The organism is Frigoribacterium sp. ACAM 257 (genome assembly GCF_007954365.1).
Classification (GTDB): Bacteria; Actinomycetota; Actinomycetes; order Actinomycetales; family Microbacteriaceae; genus Frigoribacterium.
The window spans coordinates 342,171-368,210 of the sequence record NZ_VOLO01000002.1 but is presented as its reverse complement, the minus strand read 5'-3'; the positions used below and the strand labels follow the sequence as shown (position 1 = coordinate 368,210).

30 protein-coding genes are annotated in these 26,040 nt (G+C 73.5%); 9 read left to right on the top strand and 21 right to left on the bottom strand.

Annotated features, from left to right (window positions below; all coding sequences use genetic code 11):
• Nucleotides 1-59 precede the first annotated feature (59 nt).
• Complete coding sequence (locus ES689_RS08130; RefSeq protein WP_146902716.1) at nt 60-575, top strand: hypothetical protein; 516 nt, start codon at nt 60-62, stop codon at nt 573-575.
• 106 nt (nt 576-681) lie between these two features.
• Here the strand turns inward: ES689_RS08130 and ES689_RS15595 are convergent, their stop codons facing one another.
• Nucleotides 682-852: a hypothetical protein gene (locus tag ES689_RS15595; protein WP_191330295.1), complete on the bottom strand. Its 171-nt coding sequence runs from the start codon at nt 850-852 to the stop codon at nt 682-684.
• Nucleotides 853-991: 139 nt separating this feature from the next.
• Between ES689_RS15595 and ES689_RS08125 the strand changes: the two genes are divergently transcribed.
• The 4 genes from ES689_RS08125 (at nt 992) to ES689_RS08105 (ending at nt 2,995) form a co-directional block, all read left to right on the top strand.
• A complete protein-coding gene (locus ES689_RS08125; protein ID WP_146902713.1) occupies nt 992-1,333 on the top strand; it encodes a hypothetical protein in 342 nt (113 codons plus the stop codon).
• A 1-nt stretch (nt 1,334) separates the two neighbouring features.
• Nucleotides 1,335-1,523, top strand: a complete 189-nt coding sequence (locus ES689_RS08120) for a hypothetical protein (protein ID WP_146902710.1) — start codon at nt 1,335-1,337, stop codon at nt 1,521-1,523.
• Between the two features lie 216 nt (nt 1,524-1,739).
• Complete coding sequence (locus ES689_RS08110) at nt 1,740-2,588, top strand: YitT family protein (protein ID WP_370512349.1); 849 nt, start codon at nt 1,740-1,742, stop codon at nt 2,586-2,588.
• Between the two features lie 122 nt (nt 2,589-2,710).
• The gene (locus ES689_RS08105; protein WP_146902704.1) at nt 2,711-2,995 is read left to right on the top strand and encodes a DUF4190 domain-containing protein; all 285 of its coding nucleotides are present in this window, start codon (nt 2,711-2,713) and stop codon (nt 2,993-2,995) included.
• Nucleotides 2,996-3,071: 76 nt separating this feature from the next.
• Here ES689_RS08105 and ES689_RS08100 read toward each other — a convergent pair whose 3' ends face one another.
• The 9 genes from ES689_RS08100 to ES689_RS08060 all read right to left on the bottom strand — a co-directional run bounded on the left by ES689_RS08100 (nt 3,072) and on the right by ES689_RS08060 (nt 12,157).
• Nucleotides 3,072-3,425 carry a hypothetical protein gene (locus ES689_RS08100; RefSeq protein WP_146902701.1) on the bottom strand — a complete coding sequence of 118 codons (354 nt, stop codon included), beginning with the start codon at nt 3,423-3,425 and terminating at the stop codon, nt 3,072-3,074.
• Nucleotides 3,426-3,535: 110 nt separating this feature from the next.
• The gene (locus ES689_RS08095) at nt 3,536-4,849 is read right to left on the bottom strand and encodes a mannosyltransferase family protein (protein ID WP_146902698.1); all 1,314 of its coding nucleotides are present in this window, start codon (nt 4,847-4,849) and stop codon (nt 3,536-3,538) included.
• A 287-nt stretch (nt 4,850-5,136) separates the two neighbouring features.
• The gene (locus ES689_RS08090) at nt 5,137-6,309 is read right to left on the bottom strand and encodes a flagellar hook protein FlgE (RefSeq protein ID WP_146902695.1); all 1,173 of its coding nucleotides are present in this window, start codon (nt 6,307-6,309) and stop codon (nt 5,137-5,139) included.
• Between the two features lie 137 nt (nt 6,310-6,446).
• A complete protein-coding gene (locus ES689_RS08085) occupies nt 6,447-6,887 on the bottom strand; it encodes a flagellar hook assembly protein FlgD (RefSeq protein ID WP_123547645.1) in 441 nt (146 codons plus the stop codon).
• Nucleotides 6,888-6,980: 93 nt separating this feature from the next.
• Nucleotides 6,981-8,765: a flagellar hook-length control protein FliK gene (locus ES689_RS08080; protein WP_146902692.1), complete on the bottom strand. Its 1,785-nt coding sequence runs from the start codon at nt 8,763-8,765 to the stop codon at nt 6,981-6,983.
• On the bottom strand, nt 8,765-9,562 hold the full coding sequence (locus ES689_RS08075; protein WP_223269484.1) for a C40 family peptidase: 798 nt from the start codon (nt 9,560-9,562) through the stop codon (nt 8,765-8,767). The genes ES689_RS08080 and ES689_RS08075 overlap by 1 nt, the downstream gene beginning before the upstream one ends.
• Complete coding sequence (locus ES689_RS08070) at nt 9,559-10,062, bottom strand: flagellar export protein FliJ (protein ID WP_191330292.1); 504 nt, start codon at nt 10,060-10,062, stop codon at nt 9,559-9,561. Before ES689_RS08070 ends, ES689_RS08075 begins: the two co-directional genes overlap by 4 nt.
• Nucleotides 10,062-11,399: a FliI/YscN family ATPase gene (locus ES689_RS08065; RefSeq protein ID WP_146902689.1), complete on the bottom strand. Its 1,338-nt coding sequence runs from the start codon at nt 11,397-11,399 to the stop codon at nt 10,062-10,064. Before ES689_RS08065 ends, ES689_RS08070 begins: the two co-directional genes overlap by 1 nt.
• A complete protein-coding gene (locus ES689_RS08060; protein ID WP_146902686.1) occupies nt 11,396-12,157 on the bottom strand; it encodes a hypothetical protein in 762 nt (253 codons plus the stop codon). Before ES689_RS08060 ends, ES689_RS08065 begins: the two co-directional genes overlap by 4 nt.
• Before the next feature lie 227 nt (nt 12,158-12,384).
• Between ES689_RS08060 and ES689_RS08055 the strand changes: the two genes are divergently transcribed.
• Complete coding sequence (locus ES689_RS08055) at nt 12,385-12,828, top strand: hypothetical protein (protein ID WP_146902683.1); 444 nt, start codon at nt 12,385-12,387, stop codon at nt 12,826-12,828.
• Nucleotides 12,825-13,154, top strand: coding sequence for a transcriptional regulator (locus ES689_RS08050; RefSeq protein ID WP_146902680.1), 330 nt, complete (start codon nt 12,825-12,827; stop codon nt 13,152-13,154). The genes ES689_RS08055 and ES689_RS08050 overlap by 4 nt, the downstream gene beginning before the upstream one ends.
• 179 nt (nt 13,155-13,333) lie before the next feature.
• Here the strand turns inward: ES689_RS08050 and fliG are convergent, their stop codons facing one another.
• The 5 genes from fliG to flgB are packed head-to-tail and all read right to left on the bottom strand — an operon-like array spanning nt 13,334 to nt 17,226.
• Nucleotides 13,334-14,371, bottom strand: a complete 1,038-nt coding sequence (fliG, locus tag ES689_RS08045) for a flagellar motor switch protein FliG (protein ID WP_255515950.1) — start codon at nt 14,369-14,371, stop codon at nt 13,334-13,336.
• 41 nt (nt 14,372-14,412) lie between these two features.
• Complete coding sequence (gene fliF, locus ES689_RS08040) at nt 14,413-16,107, bottom strand: flagellar basal-body MS-ring/collar protein FliF (protein WP_146902673.1); 1,695 nt, start codon at nt 16,105-16,107, stop codon at nt 14,413-14,415.
• Entirely contained in the window at nt 16,107-16,472 is a 366-nt protein-coding gene (gene fliE, locus ES689_RS08035) for a flagellar hook-basal body complex protein FliE (protein WP_146902670.1), read from the bottom strand. Before fliE ends, fliF begins: the two co-directional genes overlap by 1 nt.
• Nucleotides 16,472-16,867 carry a flagellar basal body rod protein FlgC gene (locus tag ES689_RS08030; RefSeq protein ID WP_146902667.1) on the bottom strand — a complete coding sequence of 132 codons (396 nt, stop codon included), beginning with the start codon at nt 16,865-16,867 and terminating at the stop codon, nt 16,472-16,474. The genes fliE and ES689_RS08030 overlap by 1 nt, the downstream gene beginning before the upstream one ends.
• Entirely contained in the window at nt 16,867-17,226 is a 360-nt protein-coding gene (flgB, locus tag ES689_RS08025) for a flagellar basal body rod protein FlgB (RefSeq protein ID WP_146902664.1), read from the bottom strand. The genes ES689_RS08030 and flgB overlap by 1 nt, the downstream gene beginning before the upstream one ends.
• A gap of 242 nt (nt 17,227-17,468) precedes the next feature.
• Between flgB and ES689_RS08020 the strand changes: the two genes are divergently transcribed.
• On the top strand, nt 17,469-18,059 hold the full coding sequence (locus ES689_RS08020; RefSeq protein ID WP_146902661.1) for a DJ-1/PfpI family protein: 591 nt from the start codon (nt 17,469-17,471) through the stop codon (nt 18,057-18,059).
• Between the two features lie 121 nt (nt 18,060-18,180).
• Here the strand turns inward: ES689_RS08020 and ES689_RS08015 are convergent, their stop codons facing one another.
• Nucleotides 18,181-18,876 (bottom strand): response regulator, encoded by a 696-nt coding sequence (locus ES689_RS08015; protein WP_223269483.1) that lies wholly within the window; start codon nt 18,874-18,876, stop codon nt 18,181-18,183.
• Entirely contained in the window at nt 18,873-20,777 is a 1,905-nt protein-coding gene (locus tag ES689_RS08010; protein ID WP_223269482.1) for a sensor histidine kinase, read from the bottom strand. The genes ES689_RS08015 and ES689_RS08010 overlap by 4 nt, the downstream gene beginning before the upstream one ends.
• A gap of 161 nt (nt 20,778-20,938) precedes the next feature.
• On the opposite strand from ES689_RS08010, the gene ES689_RS08005 reads away from it, so the two are divergent.
• On the top strand, nt 20,939-22,492 hold the full coding sequence (locus tag ES689_RS08005; RefSeq protein ID WP_146902658.1) for a CitMHS family transporter: 1,554 nt from the start codon (nt 20,939-20,941) through the stop codon (nt 22,490-22,492).
• Between the two features lie 109 nt (nt 22,493-22,601).
• On the opposite strand, the gene ES689_RS08000 is transcribed toward ES689_RS08005, so the two are convergent.
• The 4 genes from ES689_RS08000 to ES689_RS07985 form a co-directional block, all read right to left on the bottom strand.
• Nucleotides 22,602-22,916, bottom strand: coding sequence for a hypothetical protein (locus tag ES689_RS08000; protein WP_146902655.1), 315 nt, complete (start codon nt 22,914-22,916; stop codon nt 22,602-22,604).
• A complete protein-coding gene (gene fliS / locus ES689_RS07995) occupies nt 22,906-23,523 on the bottom strand; it encodes a flagellar export chaperone FliS (RefSeq protein ID WP_146902652.1) in 618 nt (205 codons plus the stop codon). The genes ES689_RS08000 and fliS overlap by 11 nt, the downstream gene beginning before the upstream one ends.
• On the bottom strand, nt 23,523-24,905 hold the full coding sequence (gene fliD / locus ES689_RS07990; RefSeq protein WP_146902649.1) for a flagellar filament capping protein FliD: 1,383 nt from the start codon (nt 24,903-24,905) through the stop codon (nt 23,523-23,525). Before fliD ends, fliS begins: the two co-directional genes overlap by 1 nt.
• 211 nt (nt 24,906-25,116) lie before the next feature.
• Nucleotides 25,117-25,944, bottom strand: coding sequence for a flagellin (locus ES689_RS07985; RefSeq protein WP_223269481.1), 828 nt, complete (start codon nt 25,942-25,944; stop codon nt 25,117-25,119).
• Nucleotides 25,945-26,040 lie beyond the last annotated feature (96 nt).

Here is a 26,040-nt window from a genome sequence, read left to right as displayed (position 1 = left end):
CCTCACGCCTTCCCTCCCCCCACTGCCCATCCCTCACCCATCCCCCAGGAGCCCCGCCCATGAACACGCCCGTCCCCGACACCCATTCCCCGTCCGTCGTGCACCGCCCGTCGTCCAGACAGCTCGTGTCCGTGGCCAAGACCCGCTTCGTGCTCGTCGCGGTCGTGATCGCCTGGGCTGTGCTCAGGGGCAACTGGGCGGGATTGGTCGTCCTGGCCGTGCTGGCGCCGATCCTCGCCGTCGGGCTCGCGTCGTACCTCCGCGGCACGACCGTGACCGCCTCGCCGACGCAGCTCACGTACCGCCGCCCCTGGTCCACGAAGGTCGTCCTGCTCGACGGGCAGCAGCGCGGGCTGCTCTGCCTAGTCGACCAGAGGATCCAGCGGCTCGGCGTGCTGGCGGTCCGCGGCGCGGACGGCACGCGCATCGTGCTCACCGAGGGGTACTTCGACTTCGCCGTCCTGGCAGACATCGCCGAGCGCTGCGGAGTGCCGATCGCCTCGCCCGACCAGCCGCTGACCGGCAAGCAGATCCGGGGCCACGCCCCAGGGCTCATCCCGCGCTGGATGGCCTGAGCGCACTCCGGCCGCTGCGACGCGGAGCGCGCCGACCCAGGACGTGACTGCGCGGGAGCGACAAGACGACGCGGAAGATCACGTTGCCTTGTCGCTCCCGCGTGGGTCAGCCGACCTCGGCGGAGGCGTCGATGCGGTCGAGCACGTGGAAGAGGTCGCGGACGACGGCCGTCTCGAAGAGGTCGTCGGGCCCGGTGGGCGCCCACGCGGTGAAGGGCGGCTCGTAGAGAAGGGCCTTGCTGACCCGCCCGTGGTCCGTGAGGCGGTCGACGATCATGGGCGCCGCGGGGCGCCTCCGGGATTCTGTCAGATCTGACGCCGGCAGCTGGTCGCAAACGTGCAGACAAGTCGTTCTTGTATTCCTCTTCCATGTGTGGAATGTTGGTCGCGCCGCAGGGGCTACCGGAAGGAAGAACATGAAGAAGCTCACGACCATCACAGTCACCACGGCTCTCGTGATCGGGCTCCTGCCGCTCTCGGCCGGGGCAGCCTCGGCGGCCACGATCCAGCCGCGCCTCGATACGGGCGCCCAGATCTGTGCGACCGCGGCCACGGCTCGGGGCAGGGCGGACTGCTTCGCCAAGATCGCCACGAACCGCAAGCCCACCGCCGCGGAGATCCGGTGCGTCAAGGGCGCTGGCATCTCGGTCGCGGGCGTCCTCGCCGGCCAGCGTCTCGCGCGCGAACCAGCCCGAGTTCTCATGTACCGGGTCGTCGTCGCCGGCGTGCTCGCCTGCGTCGGCGGACTCATCGCCTGACGTGCGGACGACAGCGAGCATCATCGTCCTCTGCGTCATCGTCGGGGTCGCCCTCGGCGCGCAGGTGGCCCTGGCGGGGCACCCGGTGGCCCGCGGAGCCGTTCTGTTCGTCGCCGCGGCCGTCGCCTCCCTCCTGATCGACAAGCGCGTCCTCTTTGGCCGGGGGACGAGACGGCGAGACGAGCCGTAGACGGGTCGGATGACCCTCGGCGGACGGTTGTCGCTAGCGGGTCGTGCCGCGTGCGTCGACGAGTGGTCAGATCTTGTCGCTCATGGCTCGTTGACGGACCAGAACTGACCACTCGAGCGGCGCGGGGCACGATCGAGGAGGGAGGGACTAGCGGGACGTGACGCAGGAGGCGGCGGGCGACACATGCGCGCAACACCGGGCTGGCAAGATGCTGCGGTGACCGACACCCCCGCGAACGACGGCACGCGCGACGCCACCCCTGTCGCCCGGCCCTCCTCCCCCACTTCCGCCTCCCCTGCCCCCGCGACCGGCTCCGGCTCGACCAGCTCGACCAGCTCGACGCCGACCGGCTCGACGCCCGTCTACTCGACGCCCGAGGCGACCGGGCCGGACGCCGCGCTGTCGCCCGACACGGCGACCCCGCTGGTCGACGACCCGGCCCTGACCGAGACCGCCGCGACGGCCGACGCCAACCGGCACACCTTGGTCGAGAACGTGATGGGGGTGGTGACCGGCGTCTTCATCGCCTCCTTCGGGCTGTTCCTGCTGAAGGCGAGCGGAGCCGTCTCGGGCGGCACCGCCGGCATCGCGCTGCTGCTCGACTACGCCGGGCCGCTGTCGTTCGGCGCGCTGTTCATGCTGGTGAACGTGCCGTTCTTCGCGCTCGCGGTGTGGAAGAAGGGGGTCGCGTTCACGCTGCGGACGGTCTTGACGGTCGGCATGGTGTCGGCGATGTCGTACCTGCACCCCGCGGTGTTCCACATCGACGACATCGACCCGGTCTACGGCACGCTCGGCGGCAACCTGCTCGTCGGGGTCGGCCTGCTGATCCTGTTCCGCCACGGGGCGAGCCTCGGCGGCATCAACATCCTCGCGCTCGTGCTGCAGGAGAAGCTCGGCTGGCGGGCCGGCTACGTGCAGATGGCGGTCGACGTCGTCATCATCCTGTTCTCGCTCACCGTCGTCTCCCCCTGGATCGTGCTGCTCTCGGCAGCGGGCGCGGTGGTGCTCAACCTCGTGCTCGCGCTCAACCACAAGCAGGGACGGTACCTCGGTCGCACGTGACCACTTCGGGGGTGATCTGTGGGTGAACCGCTCCCAGGTCGGACACAGACTCGAGAAAGTCTCTACCTTCGGAGTCGGGCCGACGACCGTCGAGGCCACCCCGCTCTAGAGGAGTCACGACCATGACGTACGACCAGAACACCCCCGCCACCACGACCCCCGGCGCGTCCGCCAAGTTCAACACGCTCGCCATCGTCGGCTTCGTGCTGGCCTTCGTCGTGAACATCGCCGGCGTCGTCGTCAGCTTCATCGCCCTGTCGCAGATCAAGAAGACGGGCGAGCGCGGCCGCGGCCTCGCCATCGCCGGCATCATCATCGGCCTGCTGTCGATCGTCTTCGGCATCATCTACATCACGGTGCTGCTGCCCATGATCATGGAGCAGGTCGGCACCGTCCCGACCTACTGATCTCTGCGAGATCGCCTGCAGGAGGCGCGGTGCCCGTTCGACGGGCACCGCGCCTCCTTCGTCTCCGAGGGGGTCGTCAGGAGGCGGAGGCGGAGGCGCGGGCGCGGGCGAGGGCGAGGGCGCGGGCGCGCGATCGCCGGCTCCACAGCCCGCTGGCCATCACGAGGACGAGGGCCACGAGGAGCACCGCCACCCCCGTCCCGACACCGTCGGGCTCGAAGAGCACCGCCGGCGCGCCGTTCTCGGTGCTGGGCCACGTCCGCAGGACACCGGGCAGACGGACGGCCGTGCCCGTCGTGAGGGTGACGGCCACGGCCGCGAGCAGGACCACGACCATGACGGCCGCGCTCGCGACCACGGCGCCGACGACCGTGACGAGACCCCGGAAGGCTGTGGCGACACCGTGGACGCTGCGGGTGACGAGGGTCATGGTGGGACTCCTGTCCTGCTCGTGGCGGGCACGTCCGACAGGGTCGACGCGTGCGGTGCGACGAGGCTACGGACGCCGCACCAGGATCGACTCCGCCACGCGAACGAGATCTACGGCGGCCAGGCCGTCCAGAGCAGGACGATCGCGACGACCTGGAGCGCGACGCTGGCGACGATCGTGACGACCACGCGCCTCCTCGTGGCTGACAGCTGCGGATCGCCCAGCAGGGGCGCGAGCGGCATCAGCATGCGGAAGCTCGACTGCTGCGGCAGGAACACCGCGACGAGGTAGGCGACGTAGCCGATCGTGTACGTCTGCAGCTCGAGGCCTAGCCTGCCCGAGCGACGCACCAGCCCGAGCACGACGACCGCGAGCAGCAGCACCACGGCCACCACCCCGAGCCAGCCGGCCATCGCCTCGCCGAAGCGGAACCACGGGGTGAACGGGACGAAGCCGTCCGTGCCGATGTAGTCCCGCCACCACGACGACTCCGTCGCGAAGTAGCCGTCGCGCTCGCCTGTGACCACGGCCACGACGACCGGCCACGCGAAGCCCGCCGCGGTGACGACCAGGCCCGCGGCCCAGATGCGGACGTGCTCGGCGAGGGGCGTGCGGTCTCGCTCGAACTCGTGCTCACCCTCGCGCTCGCGCTCGTCGGCGCGCGCGTCCTGTGCGTGGCGTCGGGCTCGGCGCTCGCGGACCAGCCGCACCAGCCAGGTCAGCCCGAGCGCCGCCGAGAGCGCGAGCCCGCCGGGGTGCGCGAACGCCGCGAGCACGCCGAGCACCGTGAACCAGGCCCAGCGCCGCGCCGTCATCGCGAGCAGGGCACCGAACATCAGCAGCAGGAACAGCCCCTCGGCGTAGGGCACCTGCAGCACGAACGACATCGGCGCCGTGCAGAAGAAGACGGCACCCCAGAAGGAGGCGCGGGCGCCGAACCGCGTCAGCATCAGCCGGTGGAGCACCAGCGTCGCTCCGGCTCCCGCCAGCACCGCCACGACGATCGCCGCGATCAGCCAGTCGCCGCCCACCACCGGCCGCACGACCCGCACCAGCACGGGGAACAGCGGCATGAAGGCCCACGCGTTCTTGACGACCTGGCCGTCGTCGTTCCGCGGCAGCTCGGTCGGGTACCCCTCCTCGGAGATCTCCCGGTAGAAGACGGCGTCCCACGACGAGAGGTAGCCCGTGAAGCCGGGGCCGCCGTCGTGCTGCGCCCAGGTCGCGGTCGCCGTGAGCGCGTGCACCGCCGCGAGGATCGCCGTCGTGACCAGACGCGAGGCGGCGTAGACGCCGAGGAGGATCAGCACCGTGACGAGGCCGGGGCGGGGCACGGCGGGAACTCCGCGGACGGTGCTACCGCCGGTGCGGGGAGCGGACGGCTCCGGCTGCGTGCCGCGCCGCGCCTCCGTCCCCGTCGTCATCGATCTTGTCTACCCGCCGGGCGCTGGGAGGGCAGGCCGCCGTACCCCGCGCGCCGGTGCGCCCGCGCCCACGCGAGCCGCCGGGGGCAGCGCACCCCGAAGTGGACGATGCACCCCGCAACGACGGGGTGCATCGTCCACTTCGGGGTGCGGGAGGAGGTGGTGGGGCGGGCGCGGGCGGGAACGCAGGAGGCGCGGGCTGGTCTCGAGGACCGGGCCCGCGCCTCCTGCGCTCCGGGCTGCGGCTGCGGCTGCGCCGACAGCAGCAGCAGCAGCAGCAGCAGCTGCTAGCGCTTCAGGTTGGTGAGCTCCTGGAGGACCTCGTCCGAGGTGGTGATGATGCGGGCGTTCGCCTGGAAGCCGCGCTGGGCGACGATGAGGTTCGTGAACTCCTGCGAGAGGTCGACGTTGCTCATCTCGAGGGTGCCGCTCGAGAGCGAGCCGACTCCGGGCGAGCCGGGGACGCCGAGCGCCGCGTTGCCCGAGTTCGCCGTGGCGCGGTAGCCCGACGAGCCCGACTTCTCGAGGCCGCCCGGGTTGGCGAAGGTCGCCAGCGCGATGCGGCCGACGGCGAGCGACTCGCCGTTGCTGAACTGTCCGACGAGGGTGCCGTCCTTCGAGAGGCTGAAGCCCTTGAGCGTGCCGGCCTCGCGACCGTTCTGGTCGGTGACGGCGACCGTGTTGAGTGCGGCGAAGCCCGTGATCTTGGACAGGTCGACGGCGATGCCGCCGACGGTCAGCGAGCCGGTGCCGTTCTGTGCGCCGTTCGTGAAGGTCAGGGCGGTGCTGCCGGGGGCTCCGACGCCGTCGGTGCCGGTCACGTTCCAGCCGCCCGCGGTGCGCGTGAACGACAGGGTCAGGGTGCGCTCGGTGCCGAAGGCGTCGTAGACCTTCGAGTCGCGGGTCAGGGTCTCGCCGACCGCGGTCTCGGACGGCAGGTTGCCGGCGACGTTCGCGCCGGTCGTGGCCGTGGCCGGCGCCGCGCCGTTCAGGGGCAGCATGATGTCGCCCACCGCGCCTCCGTCGTTGACGACGCCGTTCGTGGCCGAGTAGCCCTGCACGATCTTGCCGTCGGCCGAGACGAGGCGGCCGTCGGCGTCGAAGTCGAAGGCGCCGGCACGCGTGTAGACGGTGTCGTTGCCGAGGCGCGTGACGAAGAAGCCGTCGCCCGAGATCATCAGGTCGGTCGCCTTGCCGGTCGCCTGGGCCGAGCCCTGGGCGAAGTTCGTCGAGATGCCCGCGACCTGCACGCCGAGGCCGACCTGTGCAGGGTTCGTGCCGCCGATGCCGGTCTGGGGGCCTCCGGCGCCCTGGGTCATCTGCGACAGGGTGTCCTGGAACTGGGTGGTCGACGACTTGAAGCCGGCGGTGTTGACGTTGGCGATGTTGTTGCCGGTGACGTCGAGCATGGTCTGGTGCGACCGGAGGCCCGAGATGCCGGAGTAGAGGGAGCGGAGCATGGGAGCTGCCTTTCGGACGGAGCTGAGGAGGCGCGTCCTGCGCGGAGAGACCGGTCGCGTCCTGCGTCCGGGGCGGTGCTGAGAAGTACGTGGGGGCGGTGCTGTGCTGTGCGGCCGAGCCGCGAGGGAGCGAGTCGCTAGGCCTTGGGCGTCGCGGTGATGCCGGAGATGAGATCCAACGCGACCTCCTTCCCGCCGACGGTGACCTTGGGCACGGACTCGGCGAACGAGACGCTCGTCGCGGTGCCGGTGACGGCCTTGCCGTCGGGGCCCGTGTAGCTGACCTCGCGGCCGACCAGGGCGGACGCCGAGGTGCGCATCTGCAGCGAGAAGCCCTCGTTCGCCGTGGTCGTCTGGTTGGTGATCTGCTCCATCATCGCGAGCTGGGTGGTCTGCGCCATCATCGCGTTGGTGTCCATCGGCGACGACGGATCCTGGTTCTTCAGCTGCGTGACCAGCAGGTTCATGAACATCTCGCCGTCCATGGCGGTCTTCGTCGTGCGCGCCGACGACGACTGCTGGGCCGCGGCCATGACGGTCGGGTCGACGGTTCCGGAGATCTGGTCGATCGAGGGCATCTGCTGTGTCTTCCTGTGGAGGGCGGAGCGGGGACGAGCTGTGGAGGGGCGGTGCTGTGCGGGCGGTGCGGTGCGGGCGGTGCTGGGCGGCCGCTAGGCCAGCACGTCGATCGAGACGGTCGGCGACGAGGAGGCGCGGTGCAGCCCGCCCGCATCGGCGGCGGCCGCGAGGGCGCCGGCCCGGAGGCGATCGGGGTCGGGGTCGTCGCGACGAGCACCGTCCCCGCGGTCCCGCGACCCGGCGGTCTGCGAGGCGTCGCGCTCTGCGGAGCCGTAGCGCGCCTCCTGCGGTGACTGCTGTGCGGCACGCTGGTCGAGCAGCCGCTGCTGGTCGGCCCGGTCGTCGGACGGCTGGTTCTGGCTCGAGAGGTCGACGCTCGCCTGGAGGCCGGCTCCCCCGAGGTCGCGGCGGAGGTCGGGCAGGATCGCCCGCACCGCCTCCCGTCCGGCGTCGGTCGGGGCGAACATCTCGACGTGCATGCCGTGGGCCCCGACGTGGGCTCTGACGGTGACCGGCCCGAGGGCCTCGGGGCTGACGGTGACGGTGACGACGTGCGTGCCGGCACCCGCGGCGGCGAGCGAGAAGAGGGGACGCGCGAGCTGCTGGCCGAGGGGCGCCGGGGTCGCAGGAGGTGCGGCGACGGGGGTCGCGCCCGCTGCGGACGCCGGGGCGGCCGGGCCGGGCGCGGCCACGACGGGCGGGGCGACAGGCAGAGCAGAGGTGGAGGTGGTGGTCGTGGTGGCCGTGGCGACGCCTGCGTCGGCGATGCGGGCACGGTCGGCAGCAGACGCCGAGGTGGCCGCCGACTGGTTCGCACCGACCGTCGAGAGCGCGCTCGCGAAGGCCGCCGGGACCGCGGTCGGGCGCGCGGGAGGCGGTGCGGCGGCCTCCGTCGGGGACTCGCCCGGTGCCGGTGCCGGTGCCGGTGCCGCCGACTGTGATGCCGTCGCCGTGACGCGGCCGGACGAGCTCGTCGCGCCGGTCGCAGCCGCGGCCGCGGTCGCTGCGACGGCGGTGGCGGCAGCGGCCGCGGCCGCTGCGACGGCGGTGGCGGCAGCGGCCGGGGTCGAGGCGGCGGTCGCGGTCGCCAGACCGGAGGTCTCGTCGCGGCCGGTCGCGGGGTCGACGGGCGTCGTCGGGGGGAGGCTCGCGCTCAGGGCTGTTCCGTCACGGGACGGATCAGCGACCGACACGGCCTGCGCGAGGGCCGCCTCCTGCCGGAGCTCGCCCGGTGCCGGGGGGCTCGCGGCCGGAGCGATCGATCCGTCACGAGACGGACCGCCGGCCAGGCCGGACTCGTCGACGGCTGATCCGTCACGAGACGGATCAGGGGTCGGCGCCTGGGCCAGCGCCGAGGGCGAGTCCTGGCCGGGGAGAGAGGGGAGCGGAGGGGTCGCCGATCCGTCCTGTGACGGATCAGCCTCAGCAGGGACGGCCGCCGCGGAGGGCGAGGAGCCGAGCCCGGCGGCGGCCAGTGCCGCCTGCAGGGAAGCCGCACCCTGGGCGGGCGCTGCGGGCTGAGGGACAGCGGCGGCGCGATCCCGCGCCCCGCCCTCGGCCGGCTCCGATGAGCCGACCGGCCCCGCAGCGACGACCGCAGTCGCACCCGCCGCAGGCTCGGCGGCGGCGGCGGTCGCGGCGGGCGCCCCGTAGGCGCCGGAGGCGGTGGAGGGCGTGGGGGCCGACGACGGACGACGTGAGGCCGGGTCGCGCGGCGCAGCGCTCGACATCGCCTCGCCGAAGCCCGCGGCCGAGCGTCCGGCCGACGATCGCCCGCCTGCAGCGCGACCGCCCGACGCGCGGTCGGAGCCGGAGGAGGCGTCGGCCCGGTCGGCGAGGCCGGGGACGACGGGGGGCAGGGTGCGCAGGACGCTCATCAGGCGGCCCCTCCGCTCATCATGCGCTGGAGCGCGGCGGTCATCAGGTCGGTGGAGCCGGACCCGCCGGCCGCACCGGCACCGGTCACGCCCAGCGAGGACGCGAGCGAGGCCAGCGAGGAGGCGGAGGCGCCCGCGGAGCCAGCGCCGGACGCGGCAGCCGTCCCCGTCGCGGGCACGACGCGGCGGATCGTCGACAGGTCGGAGTCCTTGTACCAGTTGTCGACGATCTGGACGTCCTTGCCGGGACGGGGCGCGTGCAGCACCTTGCCGTCGCCGAGGTAGATGACGATGTGCCCCTCGCCCTTGGCGACGAGCAGGTCGCCCGGCTTCGCCTCGGCCAGCGACGGCACCTCGGCGCCCATCCGTGCCTGGTCGGGCACGACGCGCGGCATCGAGACGCCGAGCTCCCCGAACACGGTCTGCACGAGGCCGGAGCAGTCCATGCCGCTCGCGCTCTCGCCGCCGAAGACGTAGGGCACGCCGAGGTACTTCTTCGCGCCGCTGACGACGTCGGCGCCGGTCGCGCCGCTGCCGGTCGCGACGGACCCCTTGACGGCCGCCACGGAGGGGGTCGTCGCGAGGCCGCCCGCAGCACCTGCGGCCCCGGTCGCGCCGGCACCGCTCGTGCCGGCGAGCGCGTCGGCGAACGCGCCGGCCGAGGTCGCCGAGGCGCCCGACCCGGCGGACGCCGCGGCTGCCGTGCCGAGCACGGACGGCGTGCGTCCGCTGCGCAGCTGGTCGATCTGCGTCCTGATGTCGTCGATCCGGGACAGGACCTCGCTCACGGGGCTCACTGGGCGCCTCCTCGGGTCGGGGTGTGGGTCGGGGTGGTCGGGGTGCGGGTCGGGGCGGTGGACGAGGAGGCGGCGGTCTCGGCCTCGCGCATCCGCCACGACTGGCCGGCGATCTCGTCGAGGGCGGCCTGCTCGGTGCGGAGGTCGTCGGCGGCGGCCTCGACGGCGTGCGCGGCCTCGAGCTTCTCGAGGCCGATCGCGGCACGGCGCGCGGCCCCGAACTCGGCCTGCGCCTCGTCGGCCTCGGCGCGACGACGGGCCGCGACCGCGTCGAGCTCGGCGAGCATGCCCCGGCTCGACGCGCGGGAGGCGGCGATCGCGCTGAGCATGGCGGCGTCCGTCACCTGGGCGGGCCCGTCGTCGAGGGTGCGCTTGGCGGCGAGGCGGCGGTCGGCCGCGTCGCGGAGCCGGTCGTTCGCCTCGGCGAGGCGCCCGGCGGCCTGGTCCTGCTGGGCGTGGCGCAGCCGCAGCAGCCCGGCGAGCGAGAACGTGCGGGCCATCAGGCACCTCCGAGACGGGCGGTGAGCTGGGCGAGACCGGCCCACGACGCCGCGGTCTCGGCGCGCTCGTCCATGCCCTGCTGCAGGAACGCGTCGATCGCGCCCTGGTGCTCGACGGCCGCGTCGACGAGCGGGTTCGTGCCCCGCTGGTAGGCGCCGACGTCGAGCAGGTCCTGCGCGGCACGACGCGCGGCCATCACCTTGCGGAGGCTCGTCGCGGCGGCGCGCTGCTCGGCGGTGGTCACCTTCGAGGCGACGCGCGACACGGAGCCGAGCGCGTCGATCGACGGGAAGTGCCCGGTCACGGCCAGCTTGCGGTCGAGCACGACGTGGCCGTCGAGGATGCTGCGGGCCGCGTCGGCCACGGGCTCGTTGTGGTCGTCGCCGTCGACGAGCACCGTGTAGAGGCCGGTGACGGAGCCGATCCGGTCGGTCCCGGCGCGCTCGAGCAGCTCGGCGAGCACCGAGAACGTCGACGGCGGGTAGCCCCGGGTCGCCGGCGGCTCGCCGACCGACAGCCCGATCTCGCGCTGCGCCATGGCGACGCGGGTCAGGGAGTCCATCATCAGCACGACGTCGGCGCCCTGGTCGCGGAACGACTCCGCGATCCGGGTCGCGACGAACGCGGCCCGCAGGCGCATCAGCGCCGGCTCGTCGCTGGTCGACACCACGACGACGGAGCGGGCGAGGCCCTCGGGACCGAGGTCGTCCTCGAGGAACTCCCGCACCTCCCTGCCTCGCTCGCCGACGAGCGCGATGACGCTGACCTGCGCGTCGGTGCCGCGCGCGATCATCGACAGCAGGGACGACTTGCCCACGCCGGAGCCGGCGAACAGGCCGACGCGCTGGCCGCGGCCGACGGTCGTGAGGGTGTCGAGCACGCGGACGCCGAGCTGCAGCGGGGTGTCGATGCGCGCACGGTGCATCGCCGACGGGGTCTCGTGGTGCAGCGGGACGAGGTCGACGGCGCCGCCGTCGGGCGCACGGAGCGGGCCGCGACCGTCGATCGGACGGCCGAGGCCGTCGAGCACGCGGCCGAAGAGGCCGGTGCCGGTGGGGACGAGGAGGGGGCGGCCGGTCGAGCGCGCCGGCGTGCCGGCCGTCACGCCGGTGAGGCGGCCGAGCGGCATGCAGCGGAGGCCGTCGGGGGTGGTCGCGACGACCTCGGCCAGGGCGGAGGTGGTGGTGCCGATCTCGAGCACGTCGCCGACCGCGGCGTCGAGCCCGCGCACCGTGACGCCGAGCCCGACGGCGCTGACGACGCTGCCCACGCGCTGCGGGCGCGCGGCGGCGCGGGCGGCGGACAGCCGGGTCTCGACGGGGGCGGTGAGGGTCACGAGGCCCCCAGGAGAGCTGTGCGCGCACGGCCGAGCGCCGTCACGAGCCGGGCGTCGACGAGGCCGGCCGGGAGGTCGACCTCGGCGTCTCCCCGAGCGAGCCGGGCGTCGGCGACGAACGGCACCGAGGAGGCGGCGGCCGCGTCCCCGAGGGCGGCCAGGTCGGCCGGGTGCAGGCGCACGCCCACGACGAGCGAGCGGTCGAGCCCGTCGAGCGCGCGGGAGACGGCGGCACGCGCCGTGCGGCCCTCGCGCGGGCCGGCAGGGTGGTCAGCGGCGGGCTGCTCGGCGGCGGGCTGGTCGGCGACCGGCTCGGACGCCGCGACCTCGTAGCCGACCACGGCCGAGGCGAGGTCGAGCGCGGTCTGGACCAGCACCTCCTCGGACTCGGCGAGCACCGGCGCGACCCGCCGACGCAGCGCCTCGGCTGCCGCGTCGAGAGCGGCGAAGGAGGCGGCCAGCGAGCGCTCGAGACGGGTCACGGCCTCGGCGTGCTCAGCCTCCGTCGCGATGCGGCGCGCGGCGAGGTCGGCCTCGGCGGCGCGGAGGCCTGCGGCGTAGCCGGCCGCGTGGCCACGAGCCTCGGCACGGGCCGCGCGCGTGGCGGCGTGACCGGCGTGACCGGCGGTGCCGGTGCTGAGCGCGTGGGCGGTCGTCGTCGAGCCGGACCGCGCCTCCGTGAGCGAGGGGTAGACGACGCGCGAGAACGACTCCGGGGCGGAGATCGTCTCCGGGGAGGAGATCGCGGGATCGAGCATCGACGGGGCCGTTCAGACAGGAGGGCGGTGCGGCCGATCCGTGGCCAGGGGTCGAGCGATCCGTGCTCAAGGGCGACTCTCGGCAGGTCGCGGGGGGCGCGTAAGGCGTTGCCCCGAACGGGGGCAGGGTGCGCGGTGCGCGGTGCGGCTCGTCGATCGCCGGAAAGTACTTGCTCAAAGGGAAAGTACTTCCTAGAGTGGGAGGACATCGACGAGAGGACGGCACCATGACCGACCAGACCAGGCTCCCCACGCCGGACGAGGCCCGCCAGCTGCTGGCCCAGGCCGACTCGACCGGACGCCACGCGACCGCCAGGGCCGGCTGGCCGGGCGTCGCCGTGCTCCTGTCGCTCGGCTCCGTGCTGTCGCTCGGCACGCTCGCCCTGGGGCTCACCACCGGGACGAACTACTTCGTGGCCATGATCGCTCTGCTGGCCTGGATCGGCGTCGTGGTCGGGTTCCAGCTGGCCTTCCTCCGATCCCACCGGATCGGCTTCGGCCGCCGCTGGGGCCTCTACCTGGGCGCGATCTTCGCGATCTACGTCGTGGCGATGGTCGTGGTCGGGTCGTCCCAGGGCGAGGACGTGGTGGGCACCTGCGTGCTGGCCGCCGCGCTGATGGTCGTCTCCGTGGCCGCCGCGACGCACGAGGCTCGGCAGGCGGAGCGATGAGCGACGGTGCGGCAGGTGGCCGCACGTCCGGCGATCCGCACCCGCGCCTCCGGCTGTCGGAGACGCTGCACCAGCCGGTGCGGTTCTCGATGGTGGCGGCGCTGGCGGCGGCCGACCAGCTCGACTTCAAGGACCTGCGCGACGCCGTCCAGGTGACCGACTCCGCGCTGAGCAAGCAGATCAGCACGCTCGAGGCCGCGGGGTTCGTGAAGGTGTCCAAGGGGTTCGTCGGCAAGCGGCCGCGCACCTCGCTGAGGCTGACGTCGGAGGGGCGCGCCGCCTGGACCGCGCACCTCGCCGTGCTGCGCGAGATCGCCGCGGGCTAGCGCCGCGGGCCAGCGCCGCGCCCTCGCCGCCGGTCAGCCCGCCGGTCAGCCCGCCGGCTGGCTGCACCTGCCGCCCGCAGAACGAGAGAGATCCTGCCCAGCTCGACCGCGCCTCCTGGGCTCGATGGTCGTCACACGCTGGATCGCCCTCGAATCTGAGAGTGATCCGGCGGCGGGGGCTACTCGACGAGGGCGTCCTCGTCGGCGCGGTGGATCGTGATCGTGCCGAGCGCCTCGAGCTCGCGGATGGCGCGCACGACCTCGGCCCGCGCCTCCTCGACCTGCGACTTGCGGACGGGTCCCATCGACTGCAGCTCGTCGTCGAGCAGCTCGCGGTTGCGCTCGGAGACGTTGCCGCGGATGACCTCGGTGACGGCGGCGAGCGCCCCCTTCATCGCGGTCGCGAGCACGGCGGCGTCGATCCCGCGCAGCACCTGCTGGATGTCGCGCGACTCGAGCTTGACGATGTCCTCGAAGGTGAGCATGCGCGAGCGGACCTCCTCGGCGAGCTCGGGGTCGCGCTCGTCGAGGCCGTCGAGCAGGGCGCGCTCGGTGGCGCTGTCGCTGCGGTTGATGATCTCGACGAGGGGCTGGATGCCTCCGACGACCTCGACCTGTTCGCGCGGGGCGACGACGGCGCCGGCCCGCACCTTGAGCGTGGTCGCGACGATGCCGACGGCCTCGGGGGTCGCGGTGCCCATCGTGGCGATGGCCTGGGCGATGTCGGTGCGGGCGGCGACGTCGAGGCCGGCGAGGACGGCGGAGGCCTGCTGCGGCCGCAGGTGCGCGAGCACGAGGGCGATGGTCTGCGGCAGCTCGCCGTCGAGCAGGGTGATGACCTGGCCGGGGTCGGCCTCGTCGAGGAACTCGAAGCTCTTGCCCATGGCGTTCGAGGCGAGGCGCTCCATGACGCCGGCGGCGCGCTCCGAGCCGAACGACGCCTCGAGCAGTCCGACGGCGACGTCGTGGCCGCCGCGGCGCTGGTAGCGACCCGAGCGCGTCAGGTCGTGGAACTCGGCCACGGCCGACTCGGCCACGGCAGGGTCGACGCGGCGCAGCTTGACGATCTCGGCCGTGATCTCCTCGGCCTCCTCCTCGCTGAACTGCTTCATGACGACGGCGGCGTGCGCCTGCTCCATCTGCATGAGGATGACCGCCACCTTCTGCGGCCCCGTCAGCGGCGGGCGCGCGGCCGGCGCGCCGAACGCCCCCGGCACGCCGAACGCCTGGGTCGGGGTCAGGTCGGCGGCGGTCGGGCTCACGACTGCACCCGCTCGTCCATCAGGCCGCGCAGCAGCTCGGCGGTCTTCTCCGGGTCGCGCTCGGCGAGCGCGTCGATCTCGGCGCGGCGACGCTCGGCCGACACGTACTCGGGCGAGGGCTCGGGCGCGGCGACGGGCAGGGCCACGGTGGCGGCCTCGTCGGCGAGCAGCTGACGGCGGGAGGCGGCGCCCGCGTCGTCGAGGTCGAGCCGCATGGTCGCGTCCCAGGTCTGGGCCGGGTTGCCGGCCGAGAGCTCGCCGAGGTCGACGTCCTCGCGGTCGTGTCGCTTGTTCTTCTTCGCGAAGACGATCAGGCCGACGATCAGCGCGATGACGATCAGCGCCACGATGCCGACGGTGCGGATCGTGCCCCACATCGCCTCGGAGGCGGCCGCCGCGTCGGCCGCGGCGAGCGCCGCCTTCGCGGCCTCGGCGCCCTCCGTGTCGAAGTCGACCAGGGCGACCTCGACCGCGTCGCCGCGGGCGGTGTCGATCCCCGCGGCGTTCCGCACGAGGTCGTTGATGCTCTGCATGTTGACGCCGGAGGCCGCGGCCGCGTCCAGCGCGACCGACACGGTCTGCCGGCTGACGCCTCCTGCGGGCACGCTCAGGGTCTCGGTGACCTTGTCGACCGCGTTGTTCTTGGTGGCCGACTCGTTGACGTAGCCGTCGTCGCCGGTCGCCGTGGCGGTGCCGGCCGCGTCGGTGCCCGTGCCGGTGCCGTTCGGCACGGCGATGTTGTCGGGGCCGAGCACGCCGGTCGAGCCGGCGCCGCCCGCTCCCCCGGAGCCCGCGCCGTACTGCTCGGTCGTGCTCGACTCGTTGAGGGCGATCGGGCCGCTGGTGGGCTGTGCGAACGACTCGGTCACCTTGGTTCCCGAGGCCTGGTCGAGGTCGGCGGCGACGATCACCGACGACTTGCCGGGGCCGACGACCTTGTCGAGCATCGTCTGCACCGCGGTCTGGACCTTCGACTCGTAGTCGCTGACCTGGTCGCCGGCGCCGCCGACGGCTCCGGTGCCGACCTGCGAGAGCACGGCGCCGGTCGAGTCGGTGACGGCGACGTCGGTCGTCGCCATGCCCTCGACGGAGGCGCTGGTCAGGTTGACGATGGCCTGCACCTGCTTGCCGGTGAGGGTCACGCCGCCCTGCGTCTCGACGAACACGGACGCGGTGGGGTCCTTCTGCTCCGCGACGAAGACGGACTCCTCGGGGATCGCGAGCTGCACGCTGGCGGTCTTCACGCCGTCCATCGCCCCGATCGTCTTGGCGAGCTCGCCCTCGATGGCGCGCTTGTAGGTGACGTCCTGCTGGAACTCGGACGAGGTGACGCCCATCGTGTCGAGCAGCGAGTAGCCGCCCTGGCCGCTCGTCGAGGGCAGGCCGGCCGCGGCGGCGGTGAGGCGCTCCTGGTAGACGTGCTCCTCGGGCACGAGGATCGTGCCGCCGCCCGCGGTCAGCTCGTAGGGCACCCCGTCGGCCTGGAGCTGCTCGACGATCGCGCTCGCGTCGACCGGGTCGATGCCGCTGAAGAGCGGCGAGTAGCTCGGCTTCGTCAGCCAGCTCACGAGGGCGACCGTGCCGAGCACGAGCGCGGCGATCAGGATCACCGCGATGGTCTTCTGGGCGACGGAGAAGCCGCCCATCGTCGCCCGCATCCGGGCGAGGGAGTTCTGCACTGCGGTCGGCATCAGGCCTGCATCCTCATGATCTCGGTGAAGGCGTCGACGCCCTTGTTGCGGACGGCGGCGACGAGCTCGAGCGTCACCTGGGCACGGGTGGCCGCGATGGTCGCGTCGTGGATGTCGGTGAGGTCGCCGGTGACGGCCTTCACGGCGAGCGTCTTCGACTCGCTCTGCAGCTGCTGCAGGCCCTCGACCGCGCCGACCATGCTCGAGCCGAAGGCGGCACCGGAGGCGCTGGCGGCGCCGGTCGTCCCGGTGACGGAGGAGGCGCCTCCTGCGCTCCCGACCGCACCGCCCTGCAGCAGGCCGGACACGTCGGCGTAGCCCGACTGCGCGACCGCGCCGACGGCGGGGATCCCTCCGACCGGCATCAGCCGCGACCGATCTGGAGAGCGGCCTCGTAGGCGGTCTTGGCGCGGTCGACCACGGCGGCGTTCGCCTGGTAGCCGCGCTGGGCCATGATCAGGTCGGCCATCTGGGCTCCCAGGTCGATGTCGGGCATGCGCACGTATCCCTCGGCGTCGGCGAGCGGGTGGTCGGGCAGGTAGGTGACACGGCCGGCCTCGCTGCCGTAGCGGTCGGCCTTGACGAAGACGCCGCTGGTGCCGGCGCCCTCCTGGACCTCGACGTAACGGGCCTGGAACGCGGTGTCGTCCATCGACTTGACCGTGTTGACGTTGGCGATGTTGTCGGAGACGGCGTCGAGCCACTTGCGGTGCACGGTGAGGCCGTTGCTCGCGATGCCGATCGCGTCGAAGGCGGTCATCAGCCCATCCTGAACGCGGCGCGCACGCTGGTCAGCTCGCCGTTCATCGCCTGGGTGGCGAACTGGTAGCGGAGCACGGTGTCGATGTTCGACAGGGTCTCGGTGTCGAGGTTCACGTTGTTGCCGTCGAGCCGCGTCGGCTCGAGCGAGCGCTGCGTCGTGGCCTCGACGCGGCCGGCCCCCGGCACGGCGCCGCCCTGGGAGACCGACCGGCCGAGCGCCTCCTCGAACTGCACGCGCTTGGCCTGGTAGCCGGGCGTGTTCACGTTCGAGATGTTCGCGGCGATGGTCTTCTGGCGCAGCGAGAGGCCGTCGAGGGCGCTCTGCAGCGCCGCCTGGGTCACGGATTCGATCGGCATTGGTGCCCGTCCGGGGTGTGGTGTGGTCTGGGGGCCGATCCGTGGCCGAGGGGTCGAGCGATCCGTGCTCAGGGCGCTCTATCGGCGCGGACCGGGGGCGCGTAAGGCCGCGCGGGGCGCGTGCCCCCGGAGTGGGGGCGCGCCGAGGCGCGGCGCGGCGAGGCGAGGCGCGGCGGGGCGGGGCGGGGCGGGGGCGCGGCGAGGCGCGGCGGGGGCGGGGGCGCGGCGACGAGACTGGGCGCATGACCAAGACGATCGGCATCTTCCTGTTCGACCAGTACGAGGAGCTCGATGCGATCGGCCCCTGGGAGGTGCTCTCGTACTGGACGAAGGGGCACCCCGGCGACGGCTGGGAGGTGATCACGTTCGGCGACGCTCCCGGGCCGGTCACCGCGGCGAAGGGCCTGCGCGTGCTGCCCGACACCACCATCGACGAGCTGCCGCCGCTCGACGTGCTGATCTACCCCGGCGGCAAGGGCACCCGCGCCCACCTCGACGACGAGGAGCGGCTCGAGTGGGTGCGGCAGCAGGCCGAGACCGTGCCGCTGATGACGAGCGTCTGCACCGGCGCCCTCGTGTACGCCGCCGCGGGCCTGCTCACCGGACGGGCCGCGACGACGCACTGGGGGTCGACCGTACTGCTCGGCAGCCTCGACCCGACGATCGACGTGCGCGAGGACGAGCGGTTCGTCGACGACGGCGACGTGATCACCTCGGCCGGGGTCTCGGCCGGGATCGACATGGCGCTGCACCTCGTCATGCGCCTGGGAGGCGCGGCGCGAGCGAAGCAGGTGCGTCGCGGCATCGAGTACGTCCCGCGGCCGCCCGTGTGACCGAGGGTCAGCTGACGCTCCGACGTGAGGACGTGTCAGGTGTCGCTTGGCGCGCTCTGGCGGAGTGCGCGGCCGCGCCACGCGACACATGACCGTTGCTCACCCGCGGGCGCGGGGAGGGTCAGCGGCGCTGGTAGCGGTGCTCGGGCCGGCCGGTCGCGCCGTAGCGCAGCTGCATCGCGAGCTGCCCGTCGGCGCTGAGCTGGGCGAGGTAGCGCTGCGCGGTCGCGCGGCTGACGCCGACCTGGTCGGCCACCTCCGAGGCCGAGACCTCGACGGAGGAGGCGACCACCGCCTCCAGCACGGCCTGCTCGGTCGCCGAGCGCGAGCGCGAGGAGGCGCGCGCGTCTCCCGAGTGGAGGATGCGCTGGGCACGCTCCACCGCCTCCTGGTCGGTGCCGCCGTCGAGCACGTGCCGGAACCGCAGCCAGGACCGCAGCCGGTCCACGAGCAGCTCGGCGGCGAAGGGCTTGATCAGGTAGGCGAGGGCTCCGCGGCGGAGGGCCGTGCGGATCGTCTCGCCGTCGGACGCGGCGCTGAGCACGAACGTGTCGACGTCGAGCTCGCGGAGCAGGTCGAGGCCGCGCCCGTCGGGCAGGTAGAGGTCGAGCAGCACGAGGTCGACGCGCTCGCGGGCGACCACCCGGCGGGCCTCTGCGACCGTGCCGACCGCCGGCAGCGCCCGGAGCTCGGGCTGCGCGTCGACCTGCGCGCGGTGCACCTCGGCCACGAAGAAGTCGTCGTCGACGACGAGCACGGTCAGCGGGGCGGGGGCGGGCGCGGGGGCGGCGGATGCGGGGGCGGGCGCGTCGGTCACGGGGTGCTCCTCGGGGTCGGGGCAGGGTCGAGCTCGCCGACCGGGTCGGTGCCGGCCGGGTCGGTGCCGGCCGGGTCGGATCCGGCCGGGTCGGTGCCGGCCGGGTCGGTGCCGGCCGGGTCGGTGCCGGCCGGGTCGACCGCGCCGACGAGCCGGGCGCAGAACACGGCGCCGTGCCCGTCGCCGCGCGGCGACGCGAGCCAGACGTCGCCGCCGGCGCGACGGGCGATCTCGCGCGAGAGCGGCAGTCCGAAGCCGAGCCCGTGCACGCGATCGGGATCGAGGGCGGCGGCGTCAGCAGCGTCGGCGTCGCCGTCGTCAGCAGCGTCGGCGTCGCCCGCGAGCAGCTCCGCGGCGGGCCGCCGCTCGAACACGGCGTGCTCGTCGTCGACCCCGCGGCCGGAGTCCATCACCGACAGGTGCAGGTCGCGACCGTCGTCGAGCACCTCGACCTCGACCCACGCCGGGGAGGCGCCGCCCGCGACCGCGGCGCGCACCGCGTTGTCGACGAGGTTGCCGAGCACGGTCGTCACGTCTCCCGGATCGACCACGGAGCCCGACACGAGAGTCTCCGGGCCGAGCCGCAGCAGGACGCCCTTCTCCGCCGCCTCCACCCCCTTCGCGCCGAGGAACGCCTGCAGGTGCGGCTCGGTCAGCCGGTCGGCGTGCTTGACGGGGTAGCGCAGCGGCCCGTGCTCGAGCACGTCGGCGAGGTACCCCCTCGCCTGCTCGACCCGCCCGATCTCGAGCAGCCCGCTGACCGCGTGCAGCCGGTTCGCGAACTCGTGCCGCTGGGCGCGGAGGGCGGTCGTCATCGCGCCCACCGCGTCGAGCCGGCGGGTCAGGGCCTCGACGGCGGTGCGGTCGCGCAGCACGGCGACGCGTCCGAGGTCGACTCCCTCGCGCTGCACCGGACGCACGTCGACGAACAGCACGTACAGGCCGACGACGAGGGTCGTCGACTCGGGGCGGGCCGGGCCCCGGCCGAGCAGCGTCACGAGCGGCTCGGGCAGGTCGAGCTCGCCGAGGAGGCGCCCCACGGCCCCGTCGCCGAGCCCGAGCAGCTGCGCCGCCTGCTCGTTGCACACGCTCACGCGCCCGTCGCGCGCGACCGCGAGCACCCCCTCCCCGACCCCGGCGAGCACGGCCTCCTGGTTCTGGACGAGCGACGCGAGGTCGTCGGGCTGCAGCCCGAGGGTGAGCCGGTCGAGCCTGCGGCGGATCAGCACGGACGCGACGACGCCGAGCCCGAGGGCGAGCACGGCGACGGCCGCCACCGGGAGGCTGTCGCGGAGCAGCGTGTCGTAGACCCGCGCCGGGGTGTAGCCGACGCTGACCTCGCCGACGACCGAGGCACGGCCGCCCGCCGCGGCGTCGGCATCGGCGTCGGCCTCGTAGATCGGAACCTTCGCGCGGGCGGAGTCGCCGAGGGTGCCGCGCTCCCATGAGACGGTCTCCTCGCCGCGGAGCGCCGCGTCGGGGCTCGTGCTCACGACCTCGCCGATGCGGTCGGGGTCGGGGTGCGCGAGGCGGACCCCGCGGTCGTCGGTGACGACGACGAAGAGGGCCCCGGTGCGCTGCTGCGCCGCGACGGCCGTGCGCTGCAGGTCGCCGCCGGCCAGCGCCTCCTCGTCGAGGTCGGTGCCGTCGACGCTCAGCCGCGCGACCTCGGTGCGGACGTCGACGTCGCTCGCGACGCTCTGCGCCACGGCGAGCGCCGTCGACTCGGCCTCGCGCTCGAGGCGCTGCACGGCGATGCCGACGAACACGGCGCTGGTGAGCAGGACGATCGCCGTCACGACCCCCAGCTGCAGCAGGAGCACCTGCGTCGCGAACCGGGTGCGCCGGCGGGGCCGCGTCGCGGGCGCGGCGGGCACGGCCCGTGAGCTGTCGTCGGTCACGACGGCCAGCGTAGGCGGCAGCCGAGGAGGCGCGTGAGCAGAACGCGCAGAACGCGGCCAACGTGCGGAACGGCCCCAACGCGCAGAAGCAGGACGCGCCTCCTCGTGCCCGGCTAGCGTGCCCGGACGCGCCACCGCGCCCGACGGACGAAGGAGTCCTGATGCTCGTACTGCTCGGCTATCTGATGGTCCTCACCTTCATGGTGCTGATCATGACCAAGCGGCTCTCGCCGATGCTCGCGCTGATCATGGTGCCGACGATCTTCGGCCTCTTCGCCGGCGCGGGGCTCGGCATCGGCGACATGGTGATCGAGGCGATCGGCGACCTGGCCCCCACGGCCGCGTTGCTGATGTTCGCGATCATGTACTTCGGCCTGATGATCGACGTCGGGCTGTTCGACCCGCTGGTGCGGCTGATCCTGCGGGTGACCGGCAACGACCCGGCGAAGGTGGTGCTCGGCACGGCGCTGCTCGCCGGGGCCGTCTCGCTCGACGGCGACGGCTCGACGACGTTCATCGTGACGACGGCCGCCATGCTGCCCATCTACCTCAAGCTCGGCATGAGCCCCGTGGTGCTGACCTGCGTCGCCGGCCTCGCGAACGGCACGCTGAACATCGTCCCGTGGGGCGGGCCCACCGTGCGCGCCGCCGCCGCCCTCGGCGTGCAGCCGAGCGAGATCTTCGTGCCGCTCGTGCCGTCGCTGATCGCCGGCCTCGTCCTCGTGTTCGTGTTCTCGTGGCTGATGGGGCTGAGCGAGCGCCGTCGCCTCGGGACGCTCGAGCTGGGCGGATCGAAGCTGGCCGCGGCGGCGTCGGCGATGTCGCCCCTCTCGCAGGAGCTCGCGAGCGCCTCGCGCGGCGGCGGACCCGGCATGCCCGGCGTGGGCGTCTCGATGTTCACCAGCCCGACGGTCGCCCTCGGCGTGCGCGGCGGGCGGGCCGACGGCTCGCGGGCGGACGGGCCGGGAGAGCGCGCGGTCGACAACCCCGGCTCCGGTCCGGGTGCCGGCTCGGGCTCGGACGGCAGCGCGAACGGCTCGCTCGGCGGAGGCGTCACGATGGCCGACACGATGCTCGACCCCGACCGCCCCACCCTGCGCCCGCGGATGATCTGGTTCAACCTCGTGCTCACCGTCGCCGTGATGGTGCTGCTGGTCGCCGACCTGTTCCCGCTCGCCTACGTCTTCATGGTCGGCACCGCGATCGCGCTGCTCGTGAACTTCCCCCGCGTCAAGGAGCAGTCCGCCGAGATCGTCGCCCACGCCCCCAGCATCGTCGGCGTCGTGTCGATGGTCTTCGCGGCCGGCGTGCTGATCGGCGTGCTCAACGGCACCGGCATGGTCGACGCGATGGCGCAGTGGCTGGTCGACGTGATCCCCACCTCGATGGGGCCGTACCTCGCCGTGATCACCGGGGTGCTGAGCCTGCCGCTCACCTTCTTCATGAGCAACGACGCCTTCTACTTCGGCATCCTGCCGGTGCTCGCGCAGAGCGGCGCCGCGTTCGGCATCGACCCCGTCGAGATGGCCCGCGCCTCGGTCGTCGGGCAGCCCGTGCACCTGCAGAGCCCGCTGGTGCCCGCGATCCTGCTGCTCGTGAGCCTCGCGAACGTCAACCTCGGCGACCACCACAAGAAGGTGCTGTGGCGCGCGGCGATCGTGTCGCTGGTGATGCTCGCCGTGGCGATCGTCGTCGGGGTCATCCCCTGGGGCTGAGGAGGCGCCTCCTCGGCCGGTGGGCCCGACCGGAACGCTGAGTGGTCAGAACTCGTCCCTCCTCTGGTCATGAGGGACAGTTCCTGACCACTCGACAGAGTCAGGCGGCTCAGCCGGTGGCGTCGAGGTAGACCGGGCGCTCGGGCTCGTGCGACGACTCGACGCTGCGCACGGCGCCGAGGTGCGCGAGCACGGCCTTGCGGGCGGCGTCGAGCCGGGCGAGGGCACCGCGCTGCGCTCCGGCGACTGCCGCCGCGCGGTCGGCGAGCTCGGCCGGCATCGGGCCGAGACCGGCGGGCGGAGCCCAGGCGCCGGACACGCCGGCACCGTCGGCGGCGAGCTGCGGGTCGCGCCCCGCGACCGCCTCGAGCTCGTCGAGGGCGGCGAGCCAGGCGGCGTGGGTGCGGTCGGTCCTAGGCGACACCGAGCTCGCCCCCGAGAGAGGTCGAGGAGGCGTTGGTCGCCCCGTAGCCGGAGGTCGCGGCCCCGAAGGCGGCGACTCCCGCGGGCAGCGGCGAGCCCGCGCCGGGCTGCGACGCCGTCGGCGAGGCAGGCACAGCCACACCGGCCGCACCGGCCGCACCGGCCGCACCGGCCCCACCAGCCGCGCCGCCGCCGAGCGACGTCGCGGCCTCGTGCCAGGCCTGGCGGAGCGGCTCGAGCAGCCCGGTGACCTCACGGGTCAGGGCCACGTCGCGGTGCACGTTCGCGTTGACGAGCGCCGTCGAGGTGTAGCCGTAGAGGGCGAGCAGGCCCTCGCCGCCGTCCCACACGTCGACGCGCAGCGACGAGGTGAGCTCGGCGATGATCGCCTGCGCGTGCAGCAGCTGCTCGGACGCGATCGCCCACTCCTGGCCGACCTGGGCCTTCTCGGCACGGGCGAGGTCGAGCAGCAGGCGGTCGTAGAGCATCGTGACGAGCTGGACCGGCGTCGCCGACAGCACGGCCTGCTCGGCGAAGTGCGACCGCTGTCGCTGCACGACGGCGGTGGGCGGGGAGGCGGCGAATGCCGCGAAGGAGGTGGCGTCCATCAGCTGCTCGCGTTCAGGCTCGAGATCTGGCTGGTCAGCCAGCTCTGCTGCGCGGTGAGCGAGCTGAGGGCGACCTCGAGGGCGGTGTAGGTCTTCTGGAGCTGGGTGCGACGCGACGCCAGTCGGTCGTCCCAGTTCGCGATCTGGGCGGTGAGGTCCTTCACGACGGACTGCTGGCCGGTGATGACCTTCGTCAGGCTGCCGTCGCGCTTGTCCGAGGAGGCGGTCGCGGCGGCCTCGACCCGGCCGGCGATCTCGGAGAGGGCCGCCTGCACCTTCACGGGGTCGGCGGCGAGGGCCGCCGAGAACGTGGCCTCGTCGAACTCGAAGGCCCCGGTGCGGGTGATCGAGATGCCGATGCTCGACGGCGAGACGCCGCCGATCGGCGCCGACATCGCGGTCGTCAGCTTCTGCACGACGTCGCGGGTGGTCGAGTTGCCGGTGAAGACGCCGGAGGTGACCGTCGCGACGCCCGCGGCGTTGGTCGAGGTCGACGTCGACGTCTTCGAGGCGATGAGGGTGAGGACGCCGTTGAGCCCCGACACGAGGTCGGAGGCGACCTTCGACGACGCGGCGCCGTCGCGGGCGACGGTGAGCGTGACGGGGTCGGCGCTCGGCGCGGTGACGGTGACCGAGACGCCGGGCAGCAGGTCGGCGAACGTGTTCGTCGCGCTCGTCACGACCTGCTCGGCGGCGGTGCCGGCCCAGAGGGTGACGGAGGCGTCGCGCGCCTGCTTGACGACGGCGGCGCCGGGGGCGGCGAGCAGGTCCGGGGCGGTGCCGGCGGCGACCTCGGCGGCCGTGCCCTGGTGCACGGTGAACCCGCCTGCCGCGCCCGTCGTGGCCGACGTGAGCTGCAGGCGGTACGTGACGGCTCCGTCGGCGTCCTTGCCCGAGGCGACCTTGACGGCCTTGACGCCCGCCTCCGACGAGTTGACGGCGCGCACGAGGTCGTCGAGCGACGAGGAGGCGCTGGTCACCTCCACCGCCTTGCCGGCGGCCGACGTGAAGGTCAGCGTCGCGGGCGACGTGGGCCAGGCGGTCATCGCGGCGGTGACGCCGCTCTTCGCCTGCGCGGTGGCGCCGACGGTGAAGTCGATCGAGCCGGGCAGCGCGGTCGCGGTCGTCGTGGCCGTGACGTCCTTCGAGCTGCTGCTGGCGGTGAAGGCGGCGAGCGAGTCGGCCTTCGCCGTCGTCTTCGCCAGCGTCGCGAGGTCGGCGACCTTCGTGTTGAGGCCCTGGAGCGCGGTGACCAGCGCCTGGTTCGCGGTCGCCTTGTTCTTCAGGATCGTCTGGGGCACCGCCTCCGCCGCCATCAGGCCGTTGATCAGCGTGGTGGTGTCGAGCCCGGAGACGAGGCCGTCGATGCCGAACGAGGCCATCGGGTGCTCCTTCGGGGGCGGGGGCGGGGGGACTGGGAGGTGCGGGCGAGGTCGTCGTCGACGCTCGGGATGACCGAGGGCCGGGACGCAGAGGATCAGCTGCTGCGTCCCGACCACCGGTCGTGAACCGTTCGCTCCCGAGGGAGCCGAGCTCAGGTGGTGTCAGGCTCCCGCTGGGATCGGGAACCGGTCATCCGCCGGTCGGTGACGACTAGCGGAGGAGCGACAGCACGCCCTGGGTGCTCTGGTTCGCCTGTGCGAGCATCGCCTGGCCGGCCTGGCTGAGGACGTTGGATCGCGTGTACTTGACCATCTCCTCCGCCATGTCGACGTCGCGGATGCGCGAGCCGGCCGCCGTGAGGTTCTCCTTCGCGACGTTGGTCGACGCGATGGAGTGCTCGAAGCGGTTCTGGACGGCACCGAGCTCGGAACGAGCGGACGAGACGGCCTTGATCTGGGTGTCGACGAGCGCGATCGACGCGGCAGCCGTGGTGGCGTCCGTGAAGTCGAGGTCCGCGAGACCCGTGACGACGGCAGTCACGTCGGTCAGCTTGACGGCGATCTGGTTGACGGCCGTGGCGCTGCCGGCGCCGACCTGGAACTGCAGCGACGCCGACGTGCCGTTGAGCAGGTCGATGCCGTTGAAGTTGGTCGAGCCCGCGATGCGGGTGAGCTCGTCGGTGAGGGCCGTGACCTCGGTGGTGATGGCGCCGCGGGCGTCCGTGTTGTTCGAGTCGTTGCCGGCCTGGACCGAGAGGTCACGCACGCGCTGGAGGATCGAGTGGACCTCCGTCAGGGCGCCTTCCGCGGTCTGCACGACCGAGATGCCGTCCTGGGCGTTGCGTGCGGCGACGGTCAGTCCGCCGACCTGCGAACGCAGGCCCTCGGAGATCGCGAGGCCGGCCGCGTCGTCAGCGGCACGGTTGATGCGGAGGCCCGACGAGAGCTTCTCCAGGCTCTTCGACAGGTCGTTCTGCGTGGCGTTCAGGTTGCGGTAGGTGTTGTTCGCCGCGAGGTTGGTGTTGATCTGCATGCCCATGGTGGTTCCTCTTCCGTGACTGGGTGGTGTTCGTCGGCCCGTCCGTGGGCTGACAGAGACGACTATCGGCCGGTGTGGAGGAGGCGTTAGCGACGG

What these genes read in the sequence shown, in the direction of transcription:
- ES689_RS08130 (WP_146902716.1), top strand. Translation starts at nt 60, where the DNA reads ATGAACACGCCCGTCCCCGACACCCATTCCCCGTCCGTCGTGCACCGC.
- ES689_RS15595 (WP_191330295.1), bottom strand. Translation starts at nt 852, where the DNA reads ATGATCGTCGACCGCCTCACGGACCACGGGCGGGTCAGCAAGGCCCTT.
- ES689_RS08125 (WP_146902713.1), top strand. Translation starts at nt 992, where the DNA reads ATGAAGAAGCTCACGACCATCACAGTCACCACGGCTCTCGTGATCGGG.
- ES689_RS08105 (WP_146902704.1), top strand. Translation starts at nt 2,711, where the DNA reads ATGACGTACGACCAGAACACCCCCGCCACCACGACCCCCGGCGCGTCC.
- ES689_RS08100 (WP_146902701.1), bottom strand. Translation starts at nt 3,425, where the DNA reads ATGACCCTCGTCACCCGCAGCGTCCACGGTGTCGCCACAGCCTTCCGG.
- ES689_RS08095 (WP_146902698.1), bottom strand. Translation starts at nt 4,849, where the DNA reads ATGACGACGGGGACGGAGGCGCGGCGCGGCACGCAGCCGGAGCCGTCC.
- ES689_RS08090 (WP_146902695.1), bottom strand. Translation starts at nt 6,309, where the DNA reads ATGCTCCGCTCCCTCTACTCCGGCATCTCGGGCCTCCGGTCGCACCAG.
- ES689_RS08085 (WP_123547645.1), bottom strand. Translation starts at nt 6,887, where the DNA reads ATGCCCTCGATCGACCAGATCTCCGGAACCGTCGACCCGACCGTCATG.
- ES689_RS08080 (WP_146902692.1), bottom strand. Translation starts at nt 8,765, where the DNA reads ATGAGCGTCCTGCGCACCCTGCCCCCCGTCGTCCCCGGCCTCGCCGAC.
- ES689_RS08070 (WP_191330292.1), bottom strand. Translation starts at nt 10,062, where the DNA reads ATGGCCCGCACGTTCTCGCTCGCCGGGCTGCTGCGGCTGCGCCACGCC.
- ES689_RS08060 (WP_146902686.1), bottom strand. Translation starts at nt 12,157, where the DNA reads ATGCTCGATCCCGCGATCTCCTCCCCGGAGACGATCTCCGCCCCGGAG.
- ES689_RS08055 (WP_146902683.1), top strand. Translation starts at nt 12,385, where the DNA reads ATGACCGACCAGACCAGGCTCCCCACGCCGGACGAGGCCCGCCAGCTG.
- ES689_RS08050 (WP_146902680.1), top strand. Translation starts at nt 12,825, where the DNA reads ATGAGCGACGGTGCGGCAGGTGGCCGCACGTCCGGCGATCCGCACCCG.
- fliF (WP_146902673.1), bottom strand. Translation starts at nt 16,107, where the DNA reads ATGCCGACCGCAGTGCAGAACTCCCTCGCCCGGATGCGGGCGACGATG.
- fliE (WP_146902670.1), bottom strand. Translation starts at nt 16,472, where the DNA reads ATGCCGGTCGGAGGGATCCCCGCCGTCGGCGCGGTCGCGCAGTCGGGC.
- ES689_RS08030 (WP_146902667.1), bottom strand. Translation starts at nt 16,867, where the DNA reads ATGACCGCCTTCGACGCGATCGGCATCGCGAGCAACGGCCTCACCGTG.
- flgB (WP_146902664.1), bottom strand. Translation starts at nt 17,226, where the DNA reads ATGCCGATCGAATCCGTGACCCAGGCGGCGCTGCAGAGCGCCCTCGAC.
- ES689_RS08020 (WP_146902661.1), top strand. Translation starts at nt 17,469, where the DNA reads ATGACCAAGACGATCGGCATCTTCCTGTTCGACCAGTACGAGGAGCTC.
- ES689_RS08005 (WP_146902658.1), top strand. Translation starts at nt 20,939, where the DNA reads ATGCTCGTACTGCTCGGCTATCTGATGGTCCTCACCTTCATGGTGCTG.
- fliS (WP_146902652.1), bottom strand. Translation starts at nt 23,523, where the DNA reads ATGGACGCCACCTCCTTCGCGGCATTCGCCGCCTCCCCGCCCACCGCC.
- fliD (WP_146902649.1), bottom strand. Translation starts at nt 24,905, where the DNA reads ATGGCCTCGTTCGGCATCGACGGCCTCGTCTCCGGGCTCGACACCACC.
- ES689_RS07985 (WP_223269481.1), bottom strand. Translation starts at nt 25,944, where the DNA reads ATGGGCATGCAGATCAACACCAACCTCGCGGCGAACAACACCTACCGC.